The organism is Thermoplasmatales archaeon (genome assembly GCA_026127925.1).
Lineage (GTDB): Archaea > Thermoplasmatota > Thermoplasmata > Thermoplasmatales > Thermoplasmataceae > JAKAYB01.
On sequence record JAJSLM010000003.1, the window covers coordinates 101,859 to 123,877 of the forward strand.

Annotated in this window: 22 protein-coding genes; 16 read left to right on the forward strand and 6 right to left on the reverse strand. The window is 40.5% G+C overall.

Annotated elements, in window-relative coordinates; genetic code table 11:
• Positions 1–340 precede the first annotated feature (340 nt).
• The 8 genes from LVQ96_03940 (at position 341) to LVQ96_03975 (ending at position 7,419) form a co-directional block, all read left to right on the forward strand.
• Entirely contained in the window at positions 341–1,381 is a 1,041-nt protein-coding gene (locus tag LVQ96_03940) for a prenyltransferase (protein ID MCW6170304.1), read from the forward strand.
• Positions 1,382–1,655: 274 nt separating this feature from the next.
• Positions 1,656–2,258 (forward strand): hypothetical protein, encoded by a 603-nt coding sequence (locus LVQ96_03945; protein MCW6170305.1) that lies wholly within the window; start codon positions 1,656–1,658, stop codon positions 2,256–2,258.
• Positions 2,259–2,274: 16 nt separating this feature from the next.
• Complete coding sequence (locus LVQ96_03950; GenBank protein MCW6170306.1) at positions 2,275–3,441, forward strand: SPFH domain-containing protein; 1,167 nt, start codon at positions 2,275–2,277, stop codon at positions 3,439–3,441.
• An 8-nt stretch (positions 3,442–3,449) separates the two neighbouring features.
• Complete coding sequence (locus LVQ96_03955) at positions 3,450–4,475, forward strand: zinc-ribbon domain-containing protein (protein MCW6170307.1); 1,026 nt, start codon at positions 3,450–3,452, stop codon at positions 4,473–4,475.
• A gap of 82 nt (positions 4,476–4,557) precedes the next feature.
• On the forward strand, positions 4,558–5,340 hold the full coding sequence (locus LVQ96_03960; protein MCW6170308.1) for a glycosyltransferase family 2 protein: 783 nt from the start codon (positions 4,558–4,560) through the stop codon (positions 5,338–5,340).
• 65 nt (positions 5,341–5,405) lie between these two features.
• Complete coding sequence (locus LVQ96_03965) at positions 5,406–5,624, forward strand: hypothetical protein (GenBank protein MCW6170309.1); 219 nt, start codon at positions 5,406–5,408, stop codon at positions 5,622–5,624.
• Between the two features lie 16 nt (positions 5,625–5,640).
• Positions 5,641–6,816: a methyltransferase domain-containing protein gene (locus LVQ96_03970; GenBank protein MCW6170310.1), complete on the forward strand. Its 1,176-nt coding sequence runs from the start codon at positions 5,641–5,643 to the stop codon at positions 6,814–6,816.
• A gap of 102 nt (positions 6,817–6,918) precedes the next feature.
• Positions 6,919–7,419, forward strand: coding sequence for a GNAT family N-acetyltransferase (locus LVQ96_03975; protein ID MCW6170311.1), 501 nt, complete (start codon positions 6,919–6,921; stop codon positions 7,417–7,419).
• 269 nt (positions 7,420–7,688) lie between these two features.
• On the opposite strand, the gene LVQ96_03980 is transcribed toward LVQ96_03975, so the two are convergent.
• On the reverse strand, positions 7,689–7,919 hold the full coding sequence (locus LVQ96_03980; protein ID MCW6170312.1) for a hypothetical protein: 231 nt from the start codon (positions 7,917–7,919) through the stop codon (positions 7,689–7,691).
• A gap of 119 nt (positions 7,920–8,038) precedes the next feature.
• Positions 8,039–8,917, reverse strand: a complete 879-nt coding sequence (locus tag LVQ96_03985) for a class I SAM-dependent methyltransferase (GenBank protein ID MCW6170313.1) — start codon at positions 8,915–8,917, stop codon at positions 8,039–8,041.
• Between the two features lie 135 nt (positions 8,918–9,052).
• Here LVQ96_03985 and LVQ96_03990 point away from each other — a divergent pair, with 135 nt between their 5' ends.
• Together LVQ96_03990 and LVQ96_03995 are read left to right on the forward strand one after the other, a co-directional pair.
• Positions 9,053–9,748 (forward strand): hypothetical protein, encoded by a 696-nt coding sequence (locus LVQ96_03990; GenBank protein ID MCW6170314.1) that lies wholly within the window; start codon positions 9,053–9,055, stop codon positions 9,746–9,748.
• A complete protein-coding gene (locus LVQ96_03995) occupies positions 9,741–10,616 on the forward strand; it encodes a glycosyltransferase (protein ID MCW6170315.1) in 876 nt (291 codons plus the stop codon). The genes LVQ96_03990 and LVQ96_03995 overlap by 8 nt, the downstream gene beginning before the upstream one ends.
• Positions 10,617–10,657: 41 nt before the next feature.
• Here LVQ96_03995 and LVQ96_04000 read toward each other — a convergent pair whose 3' ends face one another.
• Positions 10,658–11,182 (reverse strand): hypothetical protein, encoded by a 525-nt coding sequence (locus LVQ96_04000; GenBank protein MCW6170316.1) that lies wholly within the window; start codon positions 11,180–11,182, stop codon positions 10,658–10,660.
• 254 nt (positions 11,183–11,436) lie between these two features.
• On the opposite strand from LVQ96_04000, the gene LVQ96_04005 reads away from it, so the two are divergent.
• The 3 genes from LVQ96_04005 (at position 11,437) to LVQ96_04015 (ending at position 16,536) form a co-directional block, all read left to right on the forward strand.
• Positions 11,437–13,455, forward strand: a complete 2,019-nt coding sequence (locus tag LVQ96_04005) for a DUF2079 domain-containing protein (GenBank protein ID MCW6170317.1) — start codon at positions 11,437–11,439, stop codon at positions 13,453–13,455.
• A gap of 143 nt (positions 13,456–13,598) precedes the next feature.
• Complete coding sequence (locus LVQ96_04010) at positions 13,599–13,961, forward strand: hypothetical protein (GenBank protein ID MCW6170318.1); 363 nt, start codon at positions 13,599–13,601, stop codon at positions 13,959–13,961.
• 556 nt (positions 13,962–14,517) lie between these two features.
• A complete protein-coding gene (locus tag LVQ96_04015; protein MCW6170319.1) occupies positions 14,518–16,536 on the forward strand; it encodes a thermopsin in 2,019 nt (672 codons plus the stop codon).
• A gap of 243 nt (positions 16,537–16,779) precedes the next feature.
• Here the strand turns inward: LVQ96_04015 and LVQ96_04020 are convergent, their stop codons facing one another.
• Together LVQ96_04020 and LVQ96_04025 are read right to left on the reverse strand one after the other, a co-directional pair.
• Positions 16,780–17,355, reverse strand: coding sequence for a type IV toxin-antitoxin system AbiEi family antitoxin domain-containing protein (locus LVQ96_04020; protein MCW6170320.1), 576 nt, complete (start codon positions 17,353–17,355; stop codon positions 16,780–16,782).
• Entirely contained in the window at positions 17,345–17,986 is a 642-nt protein-coding gene (locus LVQ96_04025) for a nucleotidyl transferase AbiEii/AbiGii toxin family protein (protein MCW6170321.1), read from the reverse strand. Before LVQ96_04025 ends, LVQ96_04020 begins: the two co-directional genes overlap by 11 nt.
• A gap of 706 nt (positions 17,987–18,692) precedes the next feature.
• On the opposite strand from LVQ96_04025, the gene LVQ96_04030 reads away from it, so the two are divergent.
• The 3 genes from LVQ96_04030 (at position 18,693) to LVQ96_04040 (ending at position 20,907) form a co-directional block, all read left to right on the forward strand.
• The gene (locus LVQ96_04030) at positions 18,693–19,421 is read left to right on the forward strand and encodes an ABC transporter ATP-binding protein (protein ID MCW6170322.1); all 729 of its coding nucleotides are present in this window, start codon (positions 18,693–18,695) and stop codon (positions 19,419–19,421) included.
• Positions 19,418–20,221 (forward strand): ABC transporter permease subunit, encoded by an 804-nt coding sequence (locus LVQ96_04035; protein MCW6170323.1) that lies wholly within the window; start codon positions 19,418–19,420, stop codon positions 20,219–20,221. Before LVQ96_04030 ends, LVQ96_04035 begins: the two co-directional genes overlap by 4 nt.
• Before the next feature lie 137 nt (positions 20,222–20,358).
• Entirely contained in the window at positions 20,359–20,907 is a 549-nt protein-coding gene (locus LVQ96_04040; GenBank protein ID MCW6170324.1) for an alpha/beta hydrolase, read from the forward strand.
• A 171-nt stretch (positions 20,908–21,078) separates the two neighbouring features.
• Here LVQ96_04040 and LVQ96_04045 read toward each other — a convergent pair whose 3' ends face one another.
• Positions 21,079–22,017, reverse strand: a complete 939-nt coding sequence (locus LVQ96_04045) for a hypothetical protein (protein ID MCW6170325.1) — start codon at positions 22,015–22,017, stop codon at positions 21,079–21,081.
• Between the last annotated feature and the right edge of the window lie 2 nt (positions 22,018–22,019).

A 22,019-nucleotide genomic window follows, 5' to 3' on the forward strand; every position in this document is an offset into this window, starting at 1 on the left:
ACTGTATATATAGGGGGAGGTTAATATTCCAGCAAAGAAAAAGTCAACAAAACCGAGAAAGAGAGTACTGAATTCTGCAAATGGAAAATATTACGCCATTCGGCAGAGGAACACAAAGTACGGTAAAAGAGGGGAGTACAAGGGGCTCTGGAAACCTCCTAAGAAGGATACGAAAAAGAAAACTAAAAAAACCAGAAAACGTCGCTAACCTCTGATAATATTTTCTTAGATAGCCTATGCGCGCGAATTTCTAGTTCTTGTTTACTACAATTATTGACAGTTTGTATCCGTGTTGCTTTTATGGAGATAAACGTTTTATTTAATCAGGACATAGCATTTTATGTCTGAAGGGGGACCTAGATACTGGCTGTACCTGACTTATTCTATTCCTAAAGTTAGTAAGCAGGAATTTGGGAAACTCGATATATTTTCCCGATGGCTGGTCGCTTCACGTTCAGCAGTTCTCGTAATGACTTTTATTAGTGGATTACTGGGCGTACTCTTTGCTGTTCTCTACGGTTATTCCAATGCACTTCTTTCGATCCTAGTTATCGTTGGTCTCGTGATTTCACATGCGGCAAGTAACCTATTTAATGATTACTGGGACTATAGGGAAGGTGTTGACACAGACAATTATTTTAGGGCAAAATATGGCCCACAACCCATTGTTTCCGGATTACTTTCAGAGAAACAGCTTCTGAAGTGGGCGATTATAACAACAGTAATAGGTCTTGTAATAGGCGGGTATCTTGTTTATGTTCGTGGTTATATCGTCATTGTGCTTATCGCACTTGGTCTTTTGATCATAACACTATATTCAGGTGGGCCTTTTCCATTAAAGAGATTTGGTCTAGGTGAAGTTGCAGTCTTTATAACGTGGGGTCCGCTGATGGTGGGAGGTGCCTACTTTATCGTGACAGGAGTATTCTCTTGGTTTGTTGTCTTGGCTTCATTACCCTATGCGCTTGGCACTACGTTAGTTATCTTTGGGAAGCACATAGACAAGATAAAATATGATTCATTTAAGAAGATAAGGACACTGCCCGTTATTCTTGGAGAAAAGCCTGCAAGATATGTTACGATAGTATTACTGACTGCAATGCTCATAATTACACCGTTATTTGTTATTCTCGGTATACTTCCATGGCCAACTCTCCTTGTTTTTCTCACTCTTGGGACTTATTATAAAACCATCAAATTCTTTAGTGAGTCAAGGCCAGAATCGCCGCCAGAAAATTATCCGAAAGAGGCTTGGCCATTATGGTTTGTTGGTTCAGCTTTCATATATAACAGGAATTTTGGATTCCTATTTTTCATCGGCCTAGTAGTTGGGATATTGCTTTATCATCTCACGTCTTTTCCTGCGTTTGTCCACATTTAAATCGCTGGACTTTCAATTGCCTTGTTTTCAGGTTTCCTTTTAAACAGAGCTGTTGATTAAGAATATCGCTTATATAGACGCGGATCAATGCAGATGTTCCCTTGGATCGAATCTATCGCGGAATATGGAAGCAGGGATTCAAGAAAGATGCGAAAACAAAAATCTATCTTGAATATCATCGTTATCTGGATCCATCTTTTCACAAACCTCGACTGAAATTATTGTTAATAAAATTTGTTAGACAAAAGCATCCACGCTCATAGGTAATATCCAAATGGGTATTAAGATAAATATTTATTCTGATTGGAATATCTCTAGTCAAGAGAAAATGGAATCCAATGATCATGATCCAAACATCGAGGACGTAGTTTCAGAAAATATGGGAATTATAAAGAAATTACAGCTTCTTATTCCCGGATTCAGGGCCTACCGTATGGGCGATGATCTGAGAGTGGCGGATGCCCTCCTTCGCAAGCAGGTTTCCTCGAACCTGCAAAATGCCATGAACAATCTGAAAATGGCCAGAAGCCGCATGGCTCAAGAGGGGGATTTTCAGGATCTCACTGCGATCGGATCAGTTCTATCTGAGCTTCAGCAGCTAGACGGCGAGATCCTGCATTCAGCCCAGGGGTATACGGGAATATCTCCATCAATAAGGATTGATGATTCCAAGTTAAAAGATCTTTATCAATACGACTATAACTTTCTTGATTCTGCTTCCAACCTGGAGAAGTCATCAGACATTTCCTCATTTGTGGACAGTAACGACGTTGCTTCGATCCAAAAGCAAATGCGATCGGTTCAGGATTTGATCGCGGCTACCAGGACGAACTGGGAGAAGAGAATAGAAAGTGTTGAGAAAATCATTTTAAAATGAGTGGATGTGAGGATATATGATAGGTAAAAAATCAAAGATTATACCAGACAAAGGGGGAAGCGTGCTCGGTTCAATCACAATTGCCTGGGAAACACAGTTTAAGGAAGGCAACATTATGTGGAAGGTCCCGAGGCTCATTAGGCTAAACGATAACATAGTCGTACGGGAAGATGAGACCGCAGTTTTCTACAGGGATGGTAAAGTCCTTACTTATTTTGATCAACCGAACAGGTATGCCCTTACAGACTTTAACGCTCCTGTAGTGCAGGGTCTCCTGAAATTTTTTACCGGAGTCCAGCAACAAGCTGAGGTGTACTACATTCAGAGGCGTTATCTGGATGGAAAATTTGGGAGCACTGAGCCATATCAGTTTACAGACCCCACGTTTGGCATTGTCAGCCTGAAGGTCTACGGAGAATATCGATGGAAGATATCGAATCCTGAGAATTTCATAAATCAATTTGTCGGAACTTTTAATCTCGAAACCACCGATCAGGTTGAAGACAGGATGAAGGACCAGATGGTCATTCTCATCTATAATGCCCTTGGAAAGATGAAAGAGAAGGGTCTGAAAGTTACGGACATACCTGCAAACCTTCTCAATATTGAGCAGGTTGTTCTTGCAGAAGCTCCTGATCAATTCCAGCAGTACGGAGTGGAGATAAACAAAATTTCTGGGCTTAACATAAACCTGCCAGATGAGGTACAGAAAGCAGTGGATAAGAGATCGGAGATGTCTGTGCTTGGCGTGAACTATCTTCAGTTACAGGCTGGCAAAGCTATGGTTGATGCGGCTAAGAATCCGACGGGTGTAGCGGGTGCAGGCGCTGGAATAGGTATAGGCCTTGGTGCTGGTGCTGGAATGGGTTACGCCATGGGTGGCCAGATGATGGGCGGTATGTCTGGCGGACTTCAGCAGCAACAGACGAAGGCATGTCCGAAATGCGGTGCAATTGTACCGATAAACTCGACATTCTGTCCTAACTGTGGGGCTCCCTTGCAGGGAGCGCAGAATCAGGGGGCGATCAAGTGTCCAAAATGTGGAACGGAGTCACCGCCTGGCACAAAGTTCTGTCCGAATTGCGGTACGAGCCTTGTTCCTCAGATGACTAAATGCCCCAGCTGTGGCTTCGAATCCCCTGCAGGTACTAAATTTTGCCCAAATTGCGGTGCTAAACTATAGGTGAGAGTATGTTTTGTGAAAAATGTGGAGCACAGATACCAGATGATGCAGTATTTTGCCCGAAATGTGGATATAAGGTTGGTCAATCACAGGGTAATAGCGGTGGATCGCCTTCTCAGGGACAGACTGTCCAGGTTGTGGCCCCACCTGATGCACAAGAACTCAAGTGCCCGAGCTGCGGAGCCCCGTTGAAACCACAGTTCGGTGAGATGGTTATAACCTGTGAATACTGCGGAGCAAGTATATGCCTAAATACGAACGGATGGAAGAATATAGAAAAGAATTCCATGCTTCCTCTGAAGATCCCGGACCAGGATTCTCTTGTCAACGTCCTCAAGGGATATATGGATCGTGGCCTTTTGAGGCGCCACCTCGAGGAAGAATCCAAGCTTGAACAGGTAAGCCTTGCATACATTCCATACTGGGTCGTAACTGTGTCGGCAAGGACGCAGTACACAGCAGTAAGCGAAGCGTCGACCATCGGAACAGTGGCTGGCAGCGTTGCACTTATGAGCCTCATGGGCGGGGCCATGGGCGGACGCAGAGGAATGGGTATGGGAATGATGGATGGCGCTCTAATGGGGGGTATGATCGGTGGAGGAATGGGCATGGGAGGAGGAAACCTTAGAGCCTACACATATGACCAGAATTACAACTATCCTGTAGTTGCAGTGAAGGGGCTACTGGAATACCAGCCGAAGGATTTCTCCTTCAACCTGGATGAAAGAATACCATTTGACATATCAAAGGTCCCAAAGGGCATAAAGGTTCTGAATGGGGAGATAGGAGAAGATGCAGCAAAGTACGAGGCAAAGACATACGTCGATCAACTCCAGAGCCAGAAAGTCCATCAACAACATCACATGGTTCAGAAGATCGTGACCCAGGATGATGTTTCCGATCCGGAATTAATTCATGTCCCTGTATGGTTTGCGAAGTTTTCCTATAAATCTAAAGAAATATCTATAGTCGTCGACGGAAATTCTGGAAAGGTGATCAACAGCATAGGCCTCAATGAGGATAAGAAGTTATGATCATTGGAATCGTTAACAAAAATTGATTATTCATTTCGTGAGATCAATAAAGTAGATATCCCTATTTTGCATGTTTACAGTGATGGGTATTTCGAATCCTGAAGAGATGGACGTTCTTATCCGGACATTTAACTCGGGCGACACCATACGCGATTGTCTGACTTCGGTAGAGAACCACATCCCAAAAAGAAAAATAATTGTTGCGGATCATAACAGCACCGATGATACGGTTTCCATAGCGAAAAGTTTTGGTGCAGAAGTACACGAGGAAGAGGTTGGCCTGGGTTACGCAACAAAGATGTTAATTTCGCTTGCTGAAACTAGGTATGTTCTCTTCGTTGACGGCGATATCACTATAGTAAATCCTAACTTCGCTAAAGATGCCAAGGAACTATTTAAGATAAAGAACACTGGAGCCGTTGTTGGGTGTGCCCTCGGGCACGATTTTCTCTTCGGTATCCCACTGGGGCTAACGCTTATGCCTCTCGAACTTCTGAAAAAGATCGATATGCCAGATAGCATCCAGGGCCGGGAGACTTTCTATTTTGAAGAACTGATGAGAAAGAATTCCCTGAAGGTTCGTTATGTGAGGGATTCCATGATCCACCGGTCCACATACAGAAAGTACCGCTACTGGCCTGAATGGCAGGGGGCACAGATAAGGTTCACACCTTCTGGTCATTTCAGGCAACTGGTAAACGCATTAACGGTCGTATTCATGATGCACATCAACAGTAAGAGCAAGAAGAACTTTCTCTATTCACCGATCTATTACCTCAAATTGCTGAACGGTTATTCCAATCCAAGAAAGTGGGGGTCGATTGACAGAAGGATCATAGAGCCGGAGCTGAGGAAGAATGAATAGATTGTCAGGCAGTGATGAGATTTTTGGGCCATGCTCCTCTTTCAAAACCAAGTCAGGTGAGATGTTTGAAGATCTATTCTGAGCTTTTTCCCGTAAAATACCTCTTCTCGAATCAGGGTATTTGCCTTGGTGCAGATACGAAGAGGAGATCCTTTCTTTTCATAGTTTCTAAAAAAGGAATACTCTTCAGGAAGAGGCCCGTCGGGGACAAAGTTGTTGAAAATCACGGGTACGAGATCGACAAAATATATGACGCCATTCTAGCAGAGGAAAAGGTAGGATAAGATTTAATACGTACATTTGTTAAGTAGAGCAATTACGTTAATTCAGAATGAAAATGAAAGCTCGCTCTCCCTGGATGTACGGGGTAAGTTGGTCAGGCTTGCGTTTGTCTATGAAGACGACACCATATTCGTCATTTCTACCGATTCAGGTGCAAGATGGCCTTCCCATATCCTAAGGGAACGCAGTGCTGCATTGGACCTGATGGGACAGAAGCGGAAAGGAGTGCCGTATTTGATCGGGGATCTTACAGAGAAAAGGGAAGTAATTCAAAAATTTACCAACAAATACGGAGACGCATATGTATCAAAGTACTTTTCCCATCCTTCAAGGATCATAAAGATAAAGCTCGGAATAGATGGTGGCTTGGATAAGGAGAACTACTACGAATGGCTTGAAGAGGAGTTTGACACGGTTGCAGATGATTATGACGAACACATATTCGGCAACATAGTAAACGTATTACTTCGGAACAGATCCCTCAAGGTCTTGAGGCAATACCTTCCAAAAAACAGCAGTATCCTCGAGATAGGTTGCGGCACAGGCGCAGAAACTCTGGAATTGCTTAAAGATGGTCATAGCGTGCTCGCCGTAGACATCTCTGGAAGGATGCTTCAAAATATTAAAGAGAAAGCAAAATTGGAAGGCTTAAACGATAAGCTTGAAACGAGAAAGATGAGTGCATCCATGATCGATATCCTTTTGCGTGAGGAAGGAGAACAAATGTTCGATCTCGGATACTCTACCTATGGGGCTCTTAATTGCGAACCACACATTGAAAAGATGGCAAGACCCCTCAGTTTGCTTCTGAAGAAAGATGGCCATTTCGTGGCCGGAGTGTATAATAAATTCTGTTTATCTGAACTTATGATCCAGCTCTCTTCCATGAAATTTAACCAGCTTTCATGGAGGTTCAGGAATCCGGTACCTGAAGGTAGGTCGAGATTCTGTATCGATGTCTATTCATTTACGCCTTCGGAATTCTTTCGTATATTTAGCGACTACTTCAATGTAAGCGAGATAATTGGCGTTCCTGTTATATTTCCGCCATCAAATTACAAGAAATTGTTTCCGTTCATAAAGAACCGGTACAGACAAATGAACTGGCTGGATGAAAAGCTTTCAGGAGTGTGGCCGACGAAGTTTCTCGGAGATCACTTTCTAATGGTCATGGGTCAAAAACTGCTGGAATGAATATTGGATAGCCACCTACCTTATCTTTTTCCACTTGATTCGTCTAGTTCCAACGCAGAATTCTTGACCAAAACGTTAATACATCAAAGCTATAAATATAGAATGAATGCTACAAAACTTTTGTTAAGAAAGCCCGTAGAAACAGACATTGAAAGCATGTACATTATGCTGAAAAATTCGCTAAGTCCGTATCTGACTATTAACAACTCTTCCTCTAAGAATGCTCAATTGATCATTGATAAAAGTATCGGTGAGGATTATGTGAAAAAGGATGTTTATCTGTGTCTGGTCGCTGAGATCAATTCAATAATTGCGGGATGGCTGGCTGGAAGCGGCAAGACTGACATCCTCTCTGAGCATAGCTGTTCGTTAGGGGATTTTTATATCGAAGAGATAGTAGTCGATTCTCACTACAGAAGAAAAGGGGTCGGTAGCTTTCTGTTAAGGGGAATACCAAAAGATCGATTGAAAGATATTGTCGTAGATACACCGCTGATTAATAAACCGACTATCAAATTTTACGAGAAAAGCGGATTTGTAAAGGTTTTAGGATTATCAGAAGAATTCTATAAGACATGGACCAGAATGTCAAAACCTGTCTAAATGTACTTAGCTGGGATTTACAAGTCATCATAAACGTTATTCCTGTTTCCCACATCAACCACAAGGATTACGAGTTTATTCCTTTCTATACTTATGATTACCCTGTACTTTCCGATTCTCAAACTATAAAGTGGGACTCCCTTCATGCGTTTAATGTAATGAAACGGGTTCTTGCTGACAAGCTTCACTTTTCCAAAATTCTTTTTGCGTCAGCCTTTTCCATTTTCTCTAACAACCGGGCAGTTGTCTCTCTCCATTTTACCTCGTAATCAGGCAATTTTTAGCCTCTTCCTCACTTCATCTATTGTGTATACCCTACCCTCTTTAATGTCCTTCAGGGACATTTCTATCTTCTCAATTGTATCTTTGGAAAGAGGTTCTTCGTCCTCTGCCAGTTCTGAAAGTCTTCTTATGACTGAATCGTAAGACTCGTTTGGGTAGAGTCTCAAAGCATTGAGCTTTTCCTTAAGGTCCTTTTTAATTTGGATAGTTGTCTTCACATTGATTTAATTATATGCGTATAGTTAAATTTTACTATGACTAGCTATAATAATGTATAGTAAACTATGGATGCTATCCACTTAATTAAGTAATCGACTCCTTACCGATTCGCTTGTCCTCAGGAAAATATTATCCCGTCTCTGAATCCGACTCTGTGGTGGCAGTTGGTGCACTCGACTTCACTGCACGAAAATAAAGAATCTAAATTTATGGAAGAATGACAGTCTGGACAGCACAGGATATCCTCCTCATAAAAGACCAAATCATTGTCTTTTCCGGATTTACTCATCAAAACAAATGTGTGCGGTATGAATTTAGAAAACTTCAGAATATCGGAAAGTCCGGCAAAGAATTGCCATGGAAAATACTTGAAGGGTCTGTAATCTTCCATTCCTGAAACGCGAATTTCACGAATAAAAAAACCTGAGTTTTGGGCCATATGCCTAAACAGCGCTCTTGAATAAAAGTATTCCGTAAAGTTTGATCGACGAACCCTAACCTTGTCCCTTTTCATCGATCTCGCATGGTCATATTCATCATTCTCGTTTCTGAACAGCGTGTCGAATATTTCTGATACAGATCCCGTATTGAAGAAGCTAATTACCGCTATTCCACCTGGCCTTATGACCCGATAGATTTCGTCAAGTGCTTTCTGCGGTTCGTCCAGGAAATTGAATACGCGTATCATCAAAACAACATCTATTGAATTGTCTGATACGGGCATCTTATACAGATTCCCTCTTATTTTGATAATCTTTTTCTGATCATCTTTAACCTGGATATCCATTAAAAATTCTGGAATGTAGTCAAGGGCAAAATATGTCCCAAAATAATCTGAAATTACATTTGCAATCCTTCCTTTTCCGGCCCCAATCTCGAGAGCCGTGGAGCCAGTATGTGATTTAATCATTGAAAGGATTATTGCATTCTCGACCCTTGTGACATTATCGCGACCGCTCCACAGCTTCTCAAAGTCAAGTTGAGAAAAATCATTCATTGAAATACAGAATTAAGAATTAATCGCGGTTTATAAGGATTGGGAATCCAATTTAGTGCAGCGACGGTGTAATCCCTAGATTCACAAAAGATATAAATATCGTATGCGGTTATATTCAGAATTGTAGATGACGTGATGTTAGAATACCCTCCGTCCCTTGGGCGAAACTCGGTAGAAGATTTCAGTTTTGAAGAGGCTATCAAGGAGGAAAAACTTGCGATTGCAAGACGATTTGTTAACAGACTATCCAAAAAAGATATTCTCTTTGCGGGTGTTTCAGGCTCTGTTTCCTATAAGCCTAAAGCTGAGGATGACATAGATATCTTCCTCATTACCAGAACGAACAGGTTGTGGAGTGGGTTGCTAAAGGCGTTTATAACAAGAAGGCTGTTTCGAAATAAAGACATATGCATAAGCCTTGCCTTTGATGATAGATTTGTAGTCAGTTATTTTAAGGAAAAGATTTCAGGTCTGCCCCTGAAGGATTCTGTTAATGTTGTCAGTATATTTGGCCAGGAATATTACGAAGATTTGATATCCAATTCGCCAAGAATAAGAGATGTTTATTCCCTACCCCGCAAAAATTTAACCGGGGAAAGATACTCAAATAAGACCAGAAATGCCCGTTTAGGCATAATCGAGGAAGGCTGCTTCTTTGTTCTTTCCTGCTGGCTGGAGCTTAAATCCATGTATACAAACAGCAAGATCCGCCGTGAAGGACCGCCTGATGATCAATTCGAAACGATTCTTGGTCTACACCATTTCTATCTCGAATCGGAAAGATACAGAAAAATGAATCGCCTGATGAAGGAGGAGGGCATAAATGAATGAATTTACCGCGGTAGTAATAAGCTATGATGATGGTTTCACCCTTTACAGACTAGTTAAGGAAATTCTCGTCTCCGATGTGTCACGCGTTGTCGTTATGTACGGAGGGCATAACGGGGAATCGAAATCACTTAAGGGAATCCAGGATAAGCGGTTGATTCTGGAGGAGAACGAAGAAAGATTGGGAAAATGTGAATGCCTTAACCGCGCCCTTACTCACGTTACCGGCGACTTTGTGTTTGTTATGTCTGGAGATATTGAAATCGATCACGGCATTTTTGAGAGAGCTTTCTCCTCATTCAGTGATAATGTTGGTGTAGTCGTTCCCAAGGTTCAACCAAGGAAAGAGCGGGGAATGCACGGCACCCTTGGGGCGATAATATGGAAGCTCCATGACATTCAACTGTCGTACCTTTCTGCAAGGGGAATGAATGTTCACGGTGGAGAATTTATAGGAATCAGGAGGTCCCTGCTCAAAACTCTCCCTCTCGTAGTGAATGATGATGCATATCTTTGTCTCTCAGCCAGAAGCAGTGGATATTATGTGGTTTATAATGCAGGCGCGATAGTGCACAATTTTTTGCCATTGAACACTTATGACCTGATTCGTCAGAGGATTAGGATCAATTTCGGACACAGGCAGCTCCTCAATATGAAAATGGACCCACTTGTCATGAGCACCATGGTTCTTACAAATAGAAAAATATTCTTTGACATTCTTAGAATTTATCTGAAAAAGTATCCCCAGGATGCGTTTATTCTTCCTTTTGTTTTCTTTATTGAACTATTCTCAATAACAATGGCTCAGATCCGTATCATTAGTGGAAAAAGTTATCTCATATGGCCTCTAATAAAGAGAAACACGCAATGAGTTTTATTAATACAGACTCTCCGGATAGTTGTGGCTGAGATTTACTTAGTCTTGGTACTATCGCCTGTGTTCTTCTTCTGAGGGGATTCCTTCGGCAGTTTTCTGTAAACATAGAAGCCGAATCCTGCAGCTATTATATATATAGCAAACAGTACATCATAGAGTCCGGGAATGTATGGCAACGCTCCTGGAAATTTCGAAAATCCAAAGAGATAGGTAGCGAATTTTCCTGCCGTAAGCCCTACCTTGAGTGACGCGTATGTTGCGATATCAGCAACCTGGAAGACGGCCATGAATGCTGCCCATATTAAGCCTACCAGTACAAACTGTCTCCTGTTAATAACAAGCAGAACAATGAAGGCAATTATGTCTCCTATCCCGGTTATCATAAGACCGTACCAGTGAATAAAGTATTTCGGGACTGTTCCGAAATCCGTCTGAAGGTTGTGGTCAGTGAATAGGATCGCGAATGTTATAACAAACTGGATCAAAAAGAACGAGGAAAAATAAAGGTAATATTTCCTTGTGGAGACTTTTTTCTTTTGTTCTTCGTTTTTCTCGGTCATAAGAAATAACAATATATAATCCTATTTAAGATTTACTATTATCTTATATTCATTTTATTTTTCAAAATCATAATACTCTCTTGCAGAAGAATCGTATGCGCCGAACCATGAATTCAGCGTTCCTCAGTTTTCATTCATTGAATTTTGTATTTGCTGGGAAATGGAACAACCAATCGTCCTCTAACCGCACAAGAAAAACTATCCTAGAGGACAGCAACAACACTTAATATCCAATTCTGCATGATAATAATGGAATGTTCAAGAATTTTCTTGTTAAAGTATACCGATCCTTGACTTCAGATCATTGTGCTCTTTCTTTTGCTATAGCGCTTTCTGCAATATTCTTTGTAGTCTACTCTTATTTCTCCGTGCTGAGATATGATTCTTCGAACGCAACTGCCTGGGATCTTGGTCTGCATGCCCAGGTTTTGTCGAGCTACCTTGATGGGAAATTCTTCTATTCTTTTCTTCTTGGAAAGAGTCTACTTGCTATTCACTTCCAGCCATTCATATTCTTTTTAGTTCCTCTTTACAAGGTTTTTCCGACACCCATATCGCTCCTAATTTTGCAGAGTTTTTTTCTATCTTTCTCTGCTGTGATTCTTTTCGATCTGTCTTTCAGAATTTTTAAAAAGAGAATTACGGATCTGAGGTACTCATTGCTAATATCTTTCGTCTTAACCTTATCCTACCTTATTTCACCGCTAACATTTGGTTCCGTGATGTTTGATTTTCACTTCCTTTCATTTCTTCCTTTCTTCTACTTTCTTGCAATAGATTCATTTCTGACCGGGAAGAAAATTACGCATTTGGGCAGTCTTGCCTTAATAGTCTCTCTTCATTCCAATTTCGTATACATTGTTGCATGCATACTAATTTTTGAATTCTATCTTATGCGTAAAGGCGCAGACTATCTGGAGTGGAAGCCCATGAAAACCCGAAATTATCAGTTGATGATCTTACTTTCTTCTTTTGTTGTTCTATTCATATACCTGATTCTGTCAGGGCTTGCGAAAGGAATAATACTTGTCGGCTTCCACAAAGGCCTCTTAATGGGCCTCTCGCACCTTTCCCTCCTTCCTCCGACCAGTCAGGTCGAATCTGCAGCCTCAACCCCAATCGGGTTACTGATAGCTCTCTTTAAATCTCCAGCTTATGTTCTCGGCTTTGTAGGCGCGAACTATCTTAGCAAGGTATACTTTTTTTTTATTGTTATAGGGACTACAGGAATAATCTCAATTTTGTATCTTCCTGCCCTAATCCCTATTATCCCGTTTCTTCCACTCGCAATATTCTCCGCCTATTCGCCCTACTATATTCTTGGGTACCAGTATTCCTCGATGATTCAGCCAATCTTCTATGTTTCTCTTCCATTTTCCGTGATATGGCTGATTGGACGGATTGGGAAGGTCAAAACAGCAAAATTTAAGAACATCTTGAAAAATTATAAACCGGGGATAGCCGCAGTCATCATTGCCTCAACTCTTATATCGATCCCGTTCTCTCCTATTTCCCCACAGGGCATCTATGTTGGCGATTCTTACGGGCATCTTTACAGTGTTTATGGTTATAGGAGCTCTCCTGCTTTGAACTTTCTCCTGGAAATCCGAAAGGACATACCGGCAAATGCATACATTCTCACGCAGAATAATCTCATGCCGTATTTTTCAAATTATTTGCATGCTGACTCTACGCCTTATTCCAATACAATCGAGCCAAATCTTGGAAATTTTAACTATGTTATAGTTCAATCTTCTAGTTCATGGGCAAGTTATTCCAGCGTTGGTTATAGTCTCGATAGCTATGCAAATTCCTATTTGCAGGACGGCTGGAAAATAATGGCGGAGTACTCCGATTACTCTATTCTGATTATCAAGAAGGGCTCGCTAAGTGTGCCTGAGGCTATTATTCCACTTAACGAGTCACTGACCTTCCATTCTAGCCAATCTGCTGGATTAGTGGACAATAGTTTATCGAAAGGTTATCTCTTCATTCCGGATCTGCTTCCAGGAAATTACACGGTGTCGCTGAGGGCGCCAAAAGGGAACTCTGCATACCTATTCGACTCAGAGGTTACTATCTCTGCCAAGCTGAGTACAACAATCAAAAATTCTGCGATATACACGAATTTTTCCACAACATCATACGGTGGGGTCAGATTTAACCTTTCGACCAATTATATCCTCCAAAATATCATTATTACGGTTGATACGATAAATACGCCTTTCAATATGTATCTGGGACAGGCCAGAATTATTCAGGTCATAGCCTAGAGAATTAATTCGTTGAGGGATTGATCTGTTTTAATCGTCAATAATCATATAAGACGAGAATATCGAAAGGATCGTAGGAAGTCTGGGAAAACCTACAATACCTATGACTTTATATTGATATACATAATTCTTGTCGGATATCAATGGATTCTAAACTATCAATTTCTGTCGTGGTTGCAGTTGTTCTCACTCTTTTCACGGCTCTGTTGTTTTATTATATTCTTACCTCAATCACTGACAGATTTATTGCTGGTATTTATGTCGGGATAATCTCCGTAGTTTTTTCTCTGGTGGGGTATTTTTTGTATGCGTTCATTGGGAATACCCTTATTCTTAGGGTGTTTATGTGGTTATATTATCTATTTGGTTTTGGGATGATGTTCTACTCTGCTACAGTAACGATTTTCAATATACCTTACTTACTTATTCTGTTTATTATATTGGCACTTTCCCTGGTCTTCATAAGATGGAGGATTGTTTCAACAAGTAAGTCCCAAAAGGCGTGATTACAACAATATTTTCTCAAAATTTTTAGATAATTTAATTGAGCGAAATGGTTATTGATATTTTTCTTCATGCGGCTTCCTGTATGAAAAAGTTTGTTAGACTCGACTTTCATTCTTTTGTCCTTACAATGTTCATAAATTATTCCAAATTTATAATAGAAGGGACTAGAGATCGTGAACATATGTTTTGGAAGTCTATGTTGAGACGAGTACGTTTGGATTCATATTGCAACGATCCGTAGAGAGGAACGAATTTCCAAAAACTTGGAGTATGTTGTCGAAATATTTATTAAAGCATTTGTGAAAAATAAAAGTACCGGTAGGCTTAATAATTCAATGCATATTATGTTAGGTGCATTATTTAATAAGTAGAAAAAAATCAATTTATTTGAAGGTAGTTGTCATTCTTCTTTTATTTGTATTTCTTTTAGTTTCTGAAGTGCCTTCATTTGAGCATTCTAATCCCAGTGGCGTTTTCGGGGATACATATGCGAATAATTTTAATTTGTTCGGTCAGCGCTGTAACGTCTGTGATGTAGGTCATCCCAAAAATGTAATGTCATCTTTCGAGGGCCAAGTAAGAAATGTTTCGGCTAGCCCATCAACAGGGCTGGAGGTAAATCCATTCTCTCTGTATTCCGGAGAACCTGCACCTATGGGTATTGCTGATTATGGTATAGGTGCTAACGATGGCCCGTATGAATACAACACGACATCGTTCCTGGGAATTGTAGGCATTAATTCTCTAAGTACATATAATTCATCGCTAAACTATAACAACTATACCGGTGGACCTTATGGAATGACCTTTCAGCTCAATGTCAACCTACAATTTTTCAACGGTGGCTCGCAATATGTATATTGGGTACAGGATGTGGCAGATTTGAATACAAGTTCCAATAATATTAACTTCATAGATAATGTTTGGAATTTATCCGCATCTAATGCTAACATGCACAATTCCACGGTGTCCGGAAATGGCACGGTATCCAATTCATCTGGAACGTACTTCTATTACGATTGCGCAGGTCTATCGATGGGCGGCAACGACGTGGCTCTGCACTATCCAACAAGAGTAGAGTTCAAAATGGATTCGCTGATCACAACCAGCAATCAACCAGAAGTTGCATTTATGTACAACGATGGATACGGTTGGATCACCTACGATAACGTGGTGTTTAAGTTTGTTGGAGATTTGACTGCAGATCATGGTTTCGTAGTCAACGGCAATAACTACGAACCCAATGGTTTTGCTTTTTACGATGCTGAGTTGATACTCGGGGGACCCGGTGGAGGCTCAAAGACTACCGATTGTTCATCTAACTTGCAGTTGCAGTTAGAATACTGGAACGGACACAACTTCCAACAGGTTGTTAACGCATTCAACTTTGGAAGCGACACTGCTGAAGGTATTCATAATGTTGTTTCTTCTGGAATGTACTATAATGTCAATGGGACGCTTTTTGCCAATGTTACTGATGGCAATGGTAGTTTGGAACAGATATATAATAGATCCGAAATAGGAATAATTAACGTCTCAACGGACATGCAATCAGGTACCTTAATAATCAATGAAACATCCTATCCTTTTATAAATGGTGACATCAACATTACGCTATTTCCCGGAAATTATGTATGGGAGTTGTACAGTCCAGAAGGCATTATTGTAACTCAAGGCAACTTCAGTCTATTACCAGGTCAGTATCTTGCACTTATGACCTCCTCTACTTACGCTACTGTTTTCACTGAAATTGGCCTTCAAGCAGGAACTATATGGTACGTGAATATTACAGGAAATAATTTGACTTATGATTCCGGCCCGATATCCGGCACTTCCCATTCTTTTCAACTAACGAACGGATCTTATACATATACTGTTGCTACATCTGATCACACATACAAGCCGTCTGCGTATTCAGGTTCTTTCCCGGTGGATGGTACTGCAGTCACAGTGTCCATTACCTTTAGTGAAGTGACATATTTCATCATATTCACAGAATCCAATCTTCCGAGTGGATCGACATGGTATGTGAACATAACAGGTCATGATTCAGGTCCAATTACAGCATCCACTTACACTCTTTCCTTGCCTAACGGAACATACTCATACACCGTATCGACATCGGATCACACATACGGGCCGTCTTCATCTTCGGGTTCTGTCGCAGTTGCCGGTTCCACAGCATCTAAATCAGTAAGTTTCGCGGAGTTATATACTGTTACATTCACAGAATCAGGTCTCTCCTCTGGAACATCGTGGTCTGTGACCTTGAACGGAACAACGGAATCCTCTACCACGAATACGATCACCTTCTCCTTACCCAATGGAACATACTCATACACCATCGCTAATATATCCGGATACAACATATCAAAACCCTCAGGTTCCGTAACGGTCAATGGAAAGAATGTGACTCAATCCATAAACTTCTCCCAGGCACCTTCAACCACGCCCCCACCAAAGAAGCCCTCAACTCCTACATCCTCAAACACCGATCTCTACATAATCATAGGCGCAGTAGTAGCAGTTGCTGTTGTTGGTGCAGTCGTTGCGATAATGAGGAAGAAGAAATGATATTTTTCTCCAATATTTCCTTCTGTTCAATTTTGTTAATCTTATAATGTCTGTGATCTTACTTTTTGTTAGTGAAGCATGTGTATAAGGACTTTTGTTCCCAAACATGATTTTGTATACTATTACGTAATTCTTCAATCAGAAAACATTGTGCAATATAATGCATTATAAATCGCATTATTGAGTATTATGATGTGTAATAATTGATGTTCCACAGCATTTACTTCAACACCGACAAGCATTTCATTGGCGTATCAATTCGATATTTCTGTTCTTTCCAAACATTCTCTTAGAATAATCCTTCAACTTTGATTCATCTATTCTATTTCTGAGCTCAGTCATGGTCTCAGGATCTAGTTTAATCCCATAGTATGTGAAATCAAGAAGCGTCTTCTCTGGATCTGATACGGGAACAAATATTCCATCATAGTTCATGTAATCAAATCCAAAAAATCTCTCTGGGCCGATTCTATGTACTATGACCTTGATTCCCATGAGTTCTCTCGTTCCTGGATTCGCCTTAGTTCTCGTTATTATCACAGGAACTGATTGTTGTGTCCATATTTTTCTGATCGTAAGGGCATATTCGAGACCGTAATAGAACGGTCTAAATTTGAATCCAACTACGGCCTCATTTTCTTGTAGAGTATAGATCCCTTTGCCAATCTTTATTACCTTCCCGGAGTGTACCATATTGTGAAGCATTAATCTGATATAGCTTTCACTTGCGCCGAGACGGGACAGAAACCTTCTTGCATCACTCATAGAAAAAAGATTATGTTTAGAAAAGAAATCTATAAATGATTTTTCATATTTCATCAAGCCACCTCTTAATGTATGTAACCATACTGATAAAACTCAGATTGCTTGTCCCTGAATAGAGTAAAGAGGATAATATCTGTTCATCGACTGGTGTTGGGATCTCATTCAGGAACCTGTAAAGCTTGGTTCTAATAAAATAATCGCGCTTATCTAACCAATTCGTTAGAACAAAAAGATCGTATATGTCCCTGATGAATCTTCGACCAAGATATGCCTCTACTTTCCTCACCATCAACTCTGTTGCGCTCAGAACGCTTATTGTCTTTGTAGATCCGTCAATTCTTGAGTATGCTCTTATCTCATTTTCAGCGTACCCTTCCTTTGTTTCCAGCAGGAGCTCAGCCTGATTGTTTGATATCCTAACTGTGGTTGGAAATTCTGGATCTTGCCATATAAGTCTAAGACCGTACTTGTTAAGCGAGGAAACGAAACTGTCGAAAGATCTCTTATCCAAGTACATATCTATATCCTCTGAGAATCTGGTTCCTCCAAAACATCTCCATATCGCCGTCCCTCCGTATAACAAAGCATCTGATTGATACTTATCATAGATAATATCAATCACGTAGTCTTGGAGTTCTGATAGCTTAAGTCTATTTCCACGTAGGAATGCCCCTATTGGTTCCATCTTAGTAAGTAATTGTTATATTATATTATAACTTTCACTTACCGGTTATTGCAATCGATTTACGTACAGGATCAATCATAAGAGTGTGTCTCCTTGAATAAAAAGAAGTAACTCGATCGAACTTATCGACGCAAAATGATCAGAAACTTAAGTTGCATGGCCTATATTTATGAATAACATCAACATGTAAATGAGGATTATGAATTAAGATAAATTCGCAAATAACGGCAGAAACAAACTCTAATTGAAAGAGCAAAATCCATCTTCAAGTCCCACATCTCCGAACACTGATCTCTACATAATCATAGGTGCTGTAGCTGCGGTTGCTGTTGTTGGTGCGGCCGTAACGATAATGATGAGGAAGAGAAAATGATATTTTTCTCCAATCTTTTCTTTATGGATCAATTTTATCAATTATGTTAAGTTCAAGATCCAATTCCTTGCTATTGAAAGCACATGGATAGGTATTCTTTGTCTTACGCATGATTCTTGGCACTACGCGGGATAGAGAAGTTTGCTGATCCGAGCACGAAGATGATACTTTCAGACAGGCTCAAACAGAACCCATATACGGATGAGATGTTGAGTATTGCATACAGTTCAAGAGGGAAATGACCGAGAAACGCTGATCCGATAGGGCCCTAACCATATTTCAGCGCTATAGGAAATGGATAAAAGTTAAAATATTGATAAGGGATTATTTAATGTGGATCTTAGAATTTCAAACCTTTCAAAGTCCTTTGGTAAAATTAAGGCACTAAATTCAATTTCTATGGAAATATCTGGGAATGGCGTCATAGGTTATCTTGGTCCAAACGGTGCTGGTAAGACAACTACCATAAAGGTAATGGCAGGTCTCATCAGACCCGATTCTGGAGATGTATTCATTAATGGTTTTTCCATAACGAGTGATAAACGCACTGCACTATCTAAGATCTCAAGTGTAGTTGAAACGCCATCTCCATATCCTTATCTGACAGTGAAAGAGTATCTTCTTCTTATTGGTTCACTGAGGGGCATGGAGCGAAACCTAGTCAAAAATAAGATTGATGAATTGCAGAAAACATTCAGATTGGAGGATCTGAATCAAAGTTGCGGTCATCTCTCCAAGGGTAACAAACAGAGGGTCATATTGATGGCTGCACTTCTTCCAGAAACAGAAATCATAATTCTTGATGAGCCCACATCGGGGCTTGATCCGATAGAATCTAAAATATTCCGCGATTACATGAAGATTTTGAAAAGAGAAAAATTGTTATTCATAAGTTCGCACCTCATGTTTGAAGTTTCTGACTTGTGTGATGAAGTTATCTTCATAAATAAAGGAAAGATAATATCGAGGATGTCTGTTGCTGAAGTCAATAAAATGTTCGAAGGCAAAGGAGCCCTGGGAATGGAGGAGGCGTACATTAAGATGATAGGCGGAGACAAATGAAGCCAAGTTTCATGAAAGTGACGAACGCATTCTACCTTACTTTTCTTCGTTACTACGTTCGGAGCTGGAGATTCTACGGAATGCTCATTGTTTCGGCGTTGCTTTCCGTTATGATGGCTACAGTCTACTTCTCCGGTGCCATCAAATTTCCACACTTGGCAGCCTCATTCATAAGCGATGTTCTTGGGAACGTAACCCTGGTTATAGTGGTGGTTGCGGTATTTTTTGGAGGGGATGCATTTGCTCAAGATTTCTATTCTGGCACAGGGCTCATGATCTTGACCCAGCCTATCTCAAGGATATCAGTTTATGTAGGAAGGCTCTTCGGCGCTCTCACATCTGGAGTTTTGGTGATTGGCGTTTACTATGCGGTAGATGCTGCAGCAAGCTTATATCACTACTCCTCAATCCCAGCAGGAATAGTAAGTTCCTACGGACTCGCAATCCTTTTCTTACTAGCCAGTTTGTCTTTTGCCTTCTTTTTCAGTACCTTGTTCAGGAGCATTCCTGTTTCTATCATATCATCATTTATGCTACTCTTCGTGGGTTTTCTAGCGATAGAACAGGTCGTACTTCAGTTAGGAAGGGAACCGTGGTACATTCTTACCTATGGTGGTGATGCGATCGATGCGGTCCCTCTTCCCACCTATCCACCCCACATTTCATCCTATGTTATCAACGGAGTTCAAGTAACATCTTATTTCCCGACGGTGGCAGAGTCGGTCATAATAATGCTCTCGTACTTTGCTATTACCACAATGATCTCCATTATAGTATATAATGCAAGACAGCTTAGATAGGGGCACCGATAAAAGCGAGGAGAACGGCATTCGAAGTCTCTTTGGGCAAGGAAAAATGCCAATACTCTTGATATCAGTCCTGACAGAATTACCGTGGCAGGTGACAGTTTCAGCGGAGACTTTCGGCTGTTGTCTGCATGATGATCAAGGACCGCGGCATTGAAGAACCCAAGTTTCAGGTTCTATTCTATCCTCCTCTCGACCTGGACTTCTTCTCCGAATCAATAAGTGAATTCTCTGATGGGTTTTTCCTCACTGGAGATCAGACTGACTTGTTCGCAGAGATGTACATGAGAAATAAGGATAATGCTCTAAACTCCTATTTATCTCCGATACTGCACAGCGATCTCTCACGATTGCCTGAAGCAGTAATCATAACAGTAGAGCATGATCCCCTTAGGGACGATGGGGAAACCTATGTTGCGAAGCTTGGATCGGCAGGCGTTCAGGTGACCGGCATAAGGGCAATGAGAATGATTCATGGGTTGCTGAACTTTACACTGGTTCTTCCTGTTGCTACAGGCGTTGCCGACATGGTTTGTCCCTTGTCGGAAAGAAACTGGGTTCCGGCCCTCATGAGTGATCCGAGCCCTCTAAGTGGCTTGAAAAGAGAGTTTGTAACCAATCTTATGACGGGGATTTATAATAGTGAATTTAAAAAGCTTAAGGGGACACAAAAATTCTAGGGATATTTCAGAAATCATAAACATTAGCACGATTAAGAGTCTTATGTAAATCCTACAAGATGCCTCTGACATCACTTTTTTTATGTGAGCTAAGGGAAGAAAAGTTTTTAACCAAAGATACAGGTTCCTGCATGACCGAACAGACTTATTTGATAAAAAAACAATTTCTAATTATATTTTGTTTAGGTCGTTACGCCATTTTTGTAATAATTCTATTGATGTTTCTCGTACATCTTCAAGTTTCAGCACTAGGCGCTTAGCTTTTGACCAGCCAATAGTATAGTCTTCATCCTCAACAATTACATACATTTTAAATGGCGATCTTTTCTCGCTCTGATGATCTTGAAGATTTCTGTCTATATACGCAGAATAGGCATGAGTGAGTATCTCAATTTTCCTGCCCCTTGCATATAATGATATCTCCTTCAGGTTTTCTGCTTGTCTTTTTAAAATTTCTTCTGCTATATCCTGAACATGGCTATTCTCATCAACAAAAATAGCATCTGGGAAGTAATCGAGTATTTTTGATATCCATTTCGGTCCGTGATTTGCCGGAGAAAACATAACATCCATAACAAAGCCATTTAGATATCCTGCCCTTGTAAGGTTATAAAATTTTTTAATGTTCGAACCAAGTTTGCTCTTGAATGCCTTTTCCATCAGAGTTTTAGCATCATCATATTTACCTTTATCTTCTAAATTTATTATTTTAAGAGCTATTGCTAAGGCGTTAAATATCTCCTCTGGCCATTCAGCTCTCTTAAGAATTTTTATTTGCCTAATCTGAGTCTCTGATAATGCGGTGGAATGTATAACCGAAACGCTTGAATCAAACGAAACGCCGTATCCCTCATTATTTTCTATGCCGGATGCTAGATTTCGTGTGAATTCCTTAAAATCCTTTTTATCGTACGTTTTATCAGTCTTATCAACATTAATATTCATGTAAATATTATTATTAATTACTACATTGTTCGAGTTTTTAATCATGCCATTCTTGTTGATTTCTATGACGTTACCAGAATCAGGATCTATAAAACTTATTTTGAGCCACTTAAATGCTTTAGATACATATTTCTTCAATAAAGCTAAAAAGGCTATTGAAACCATAT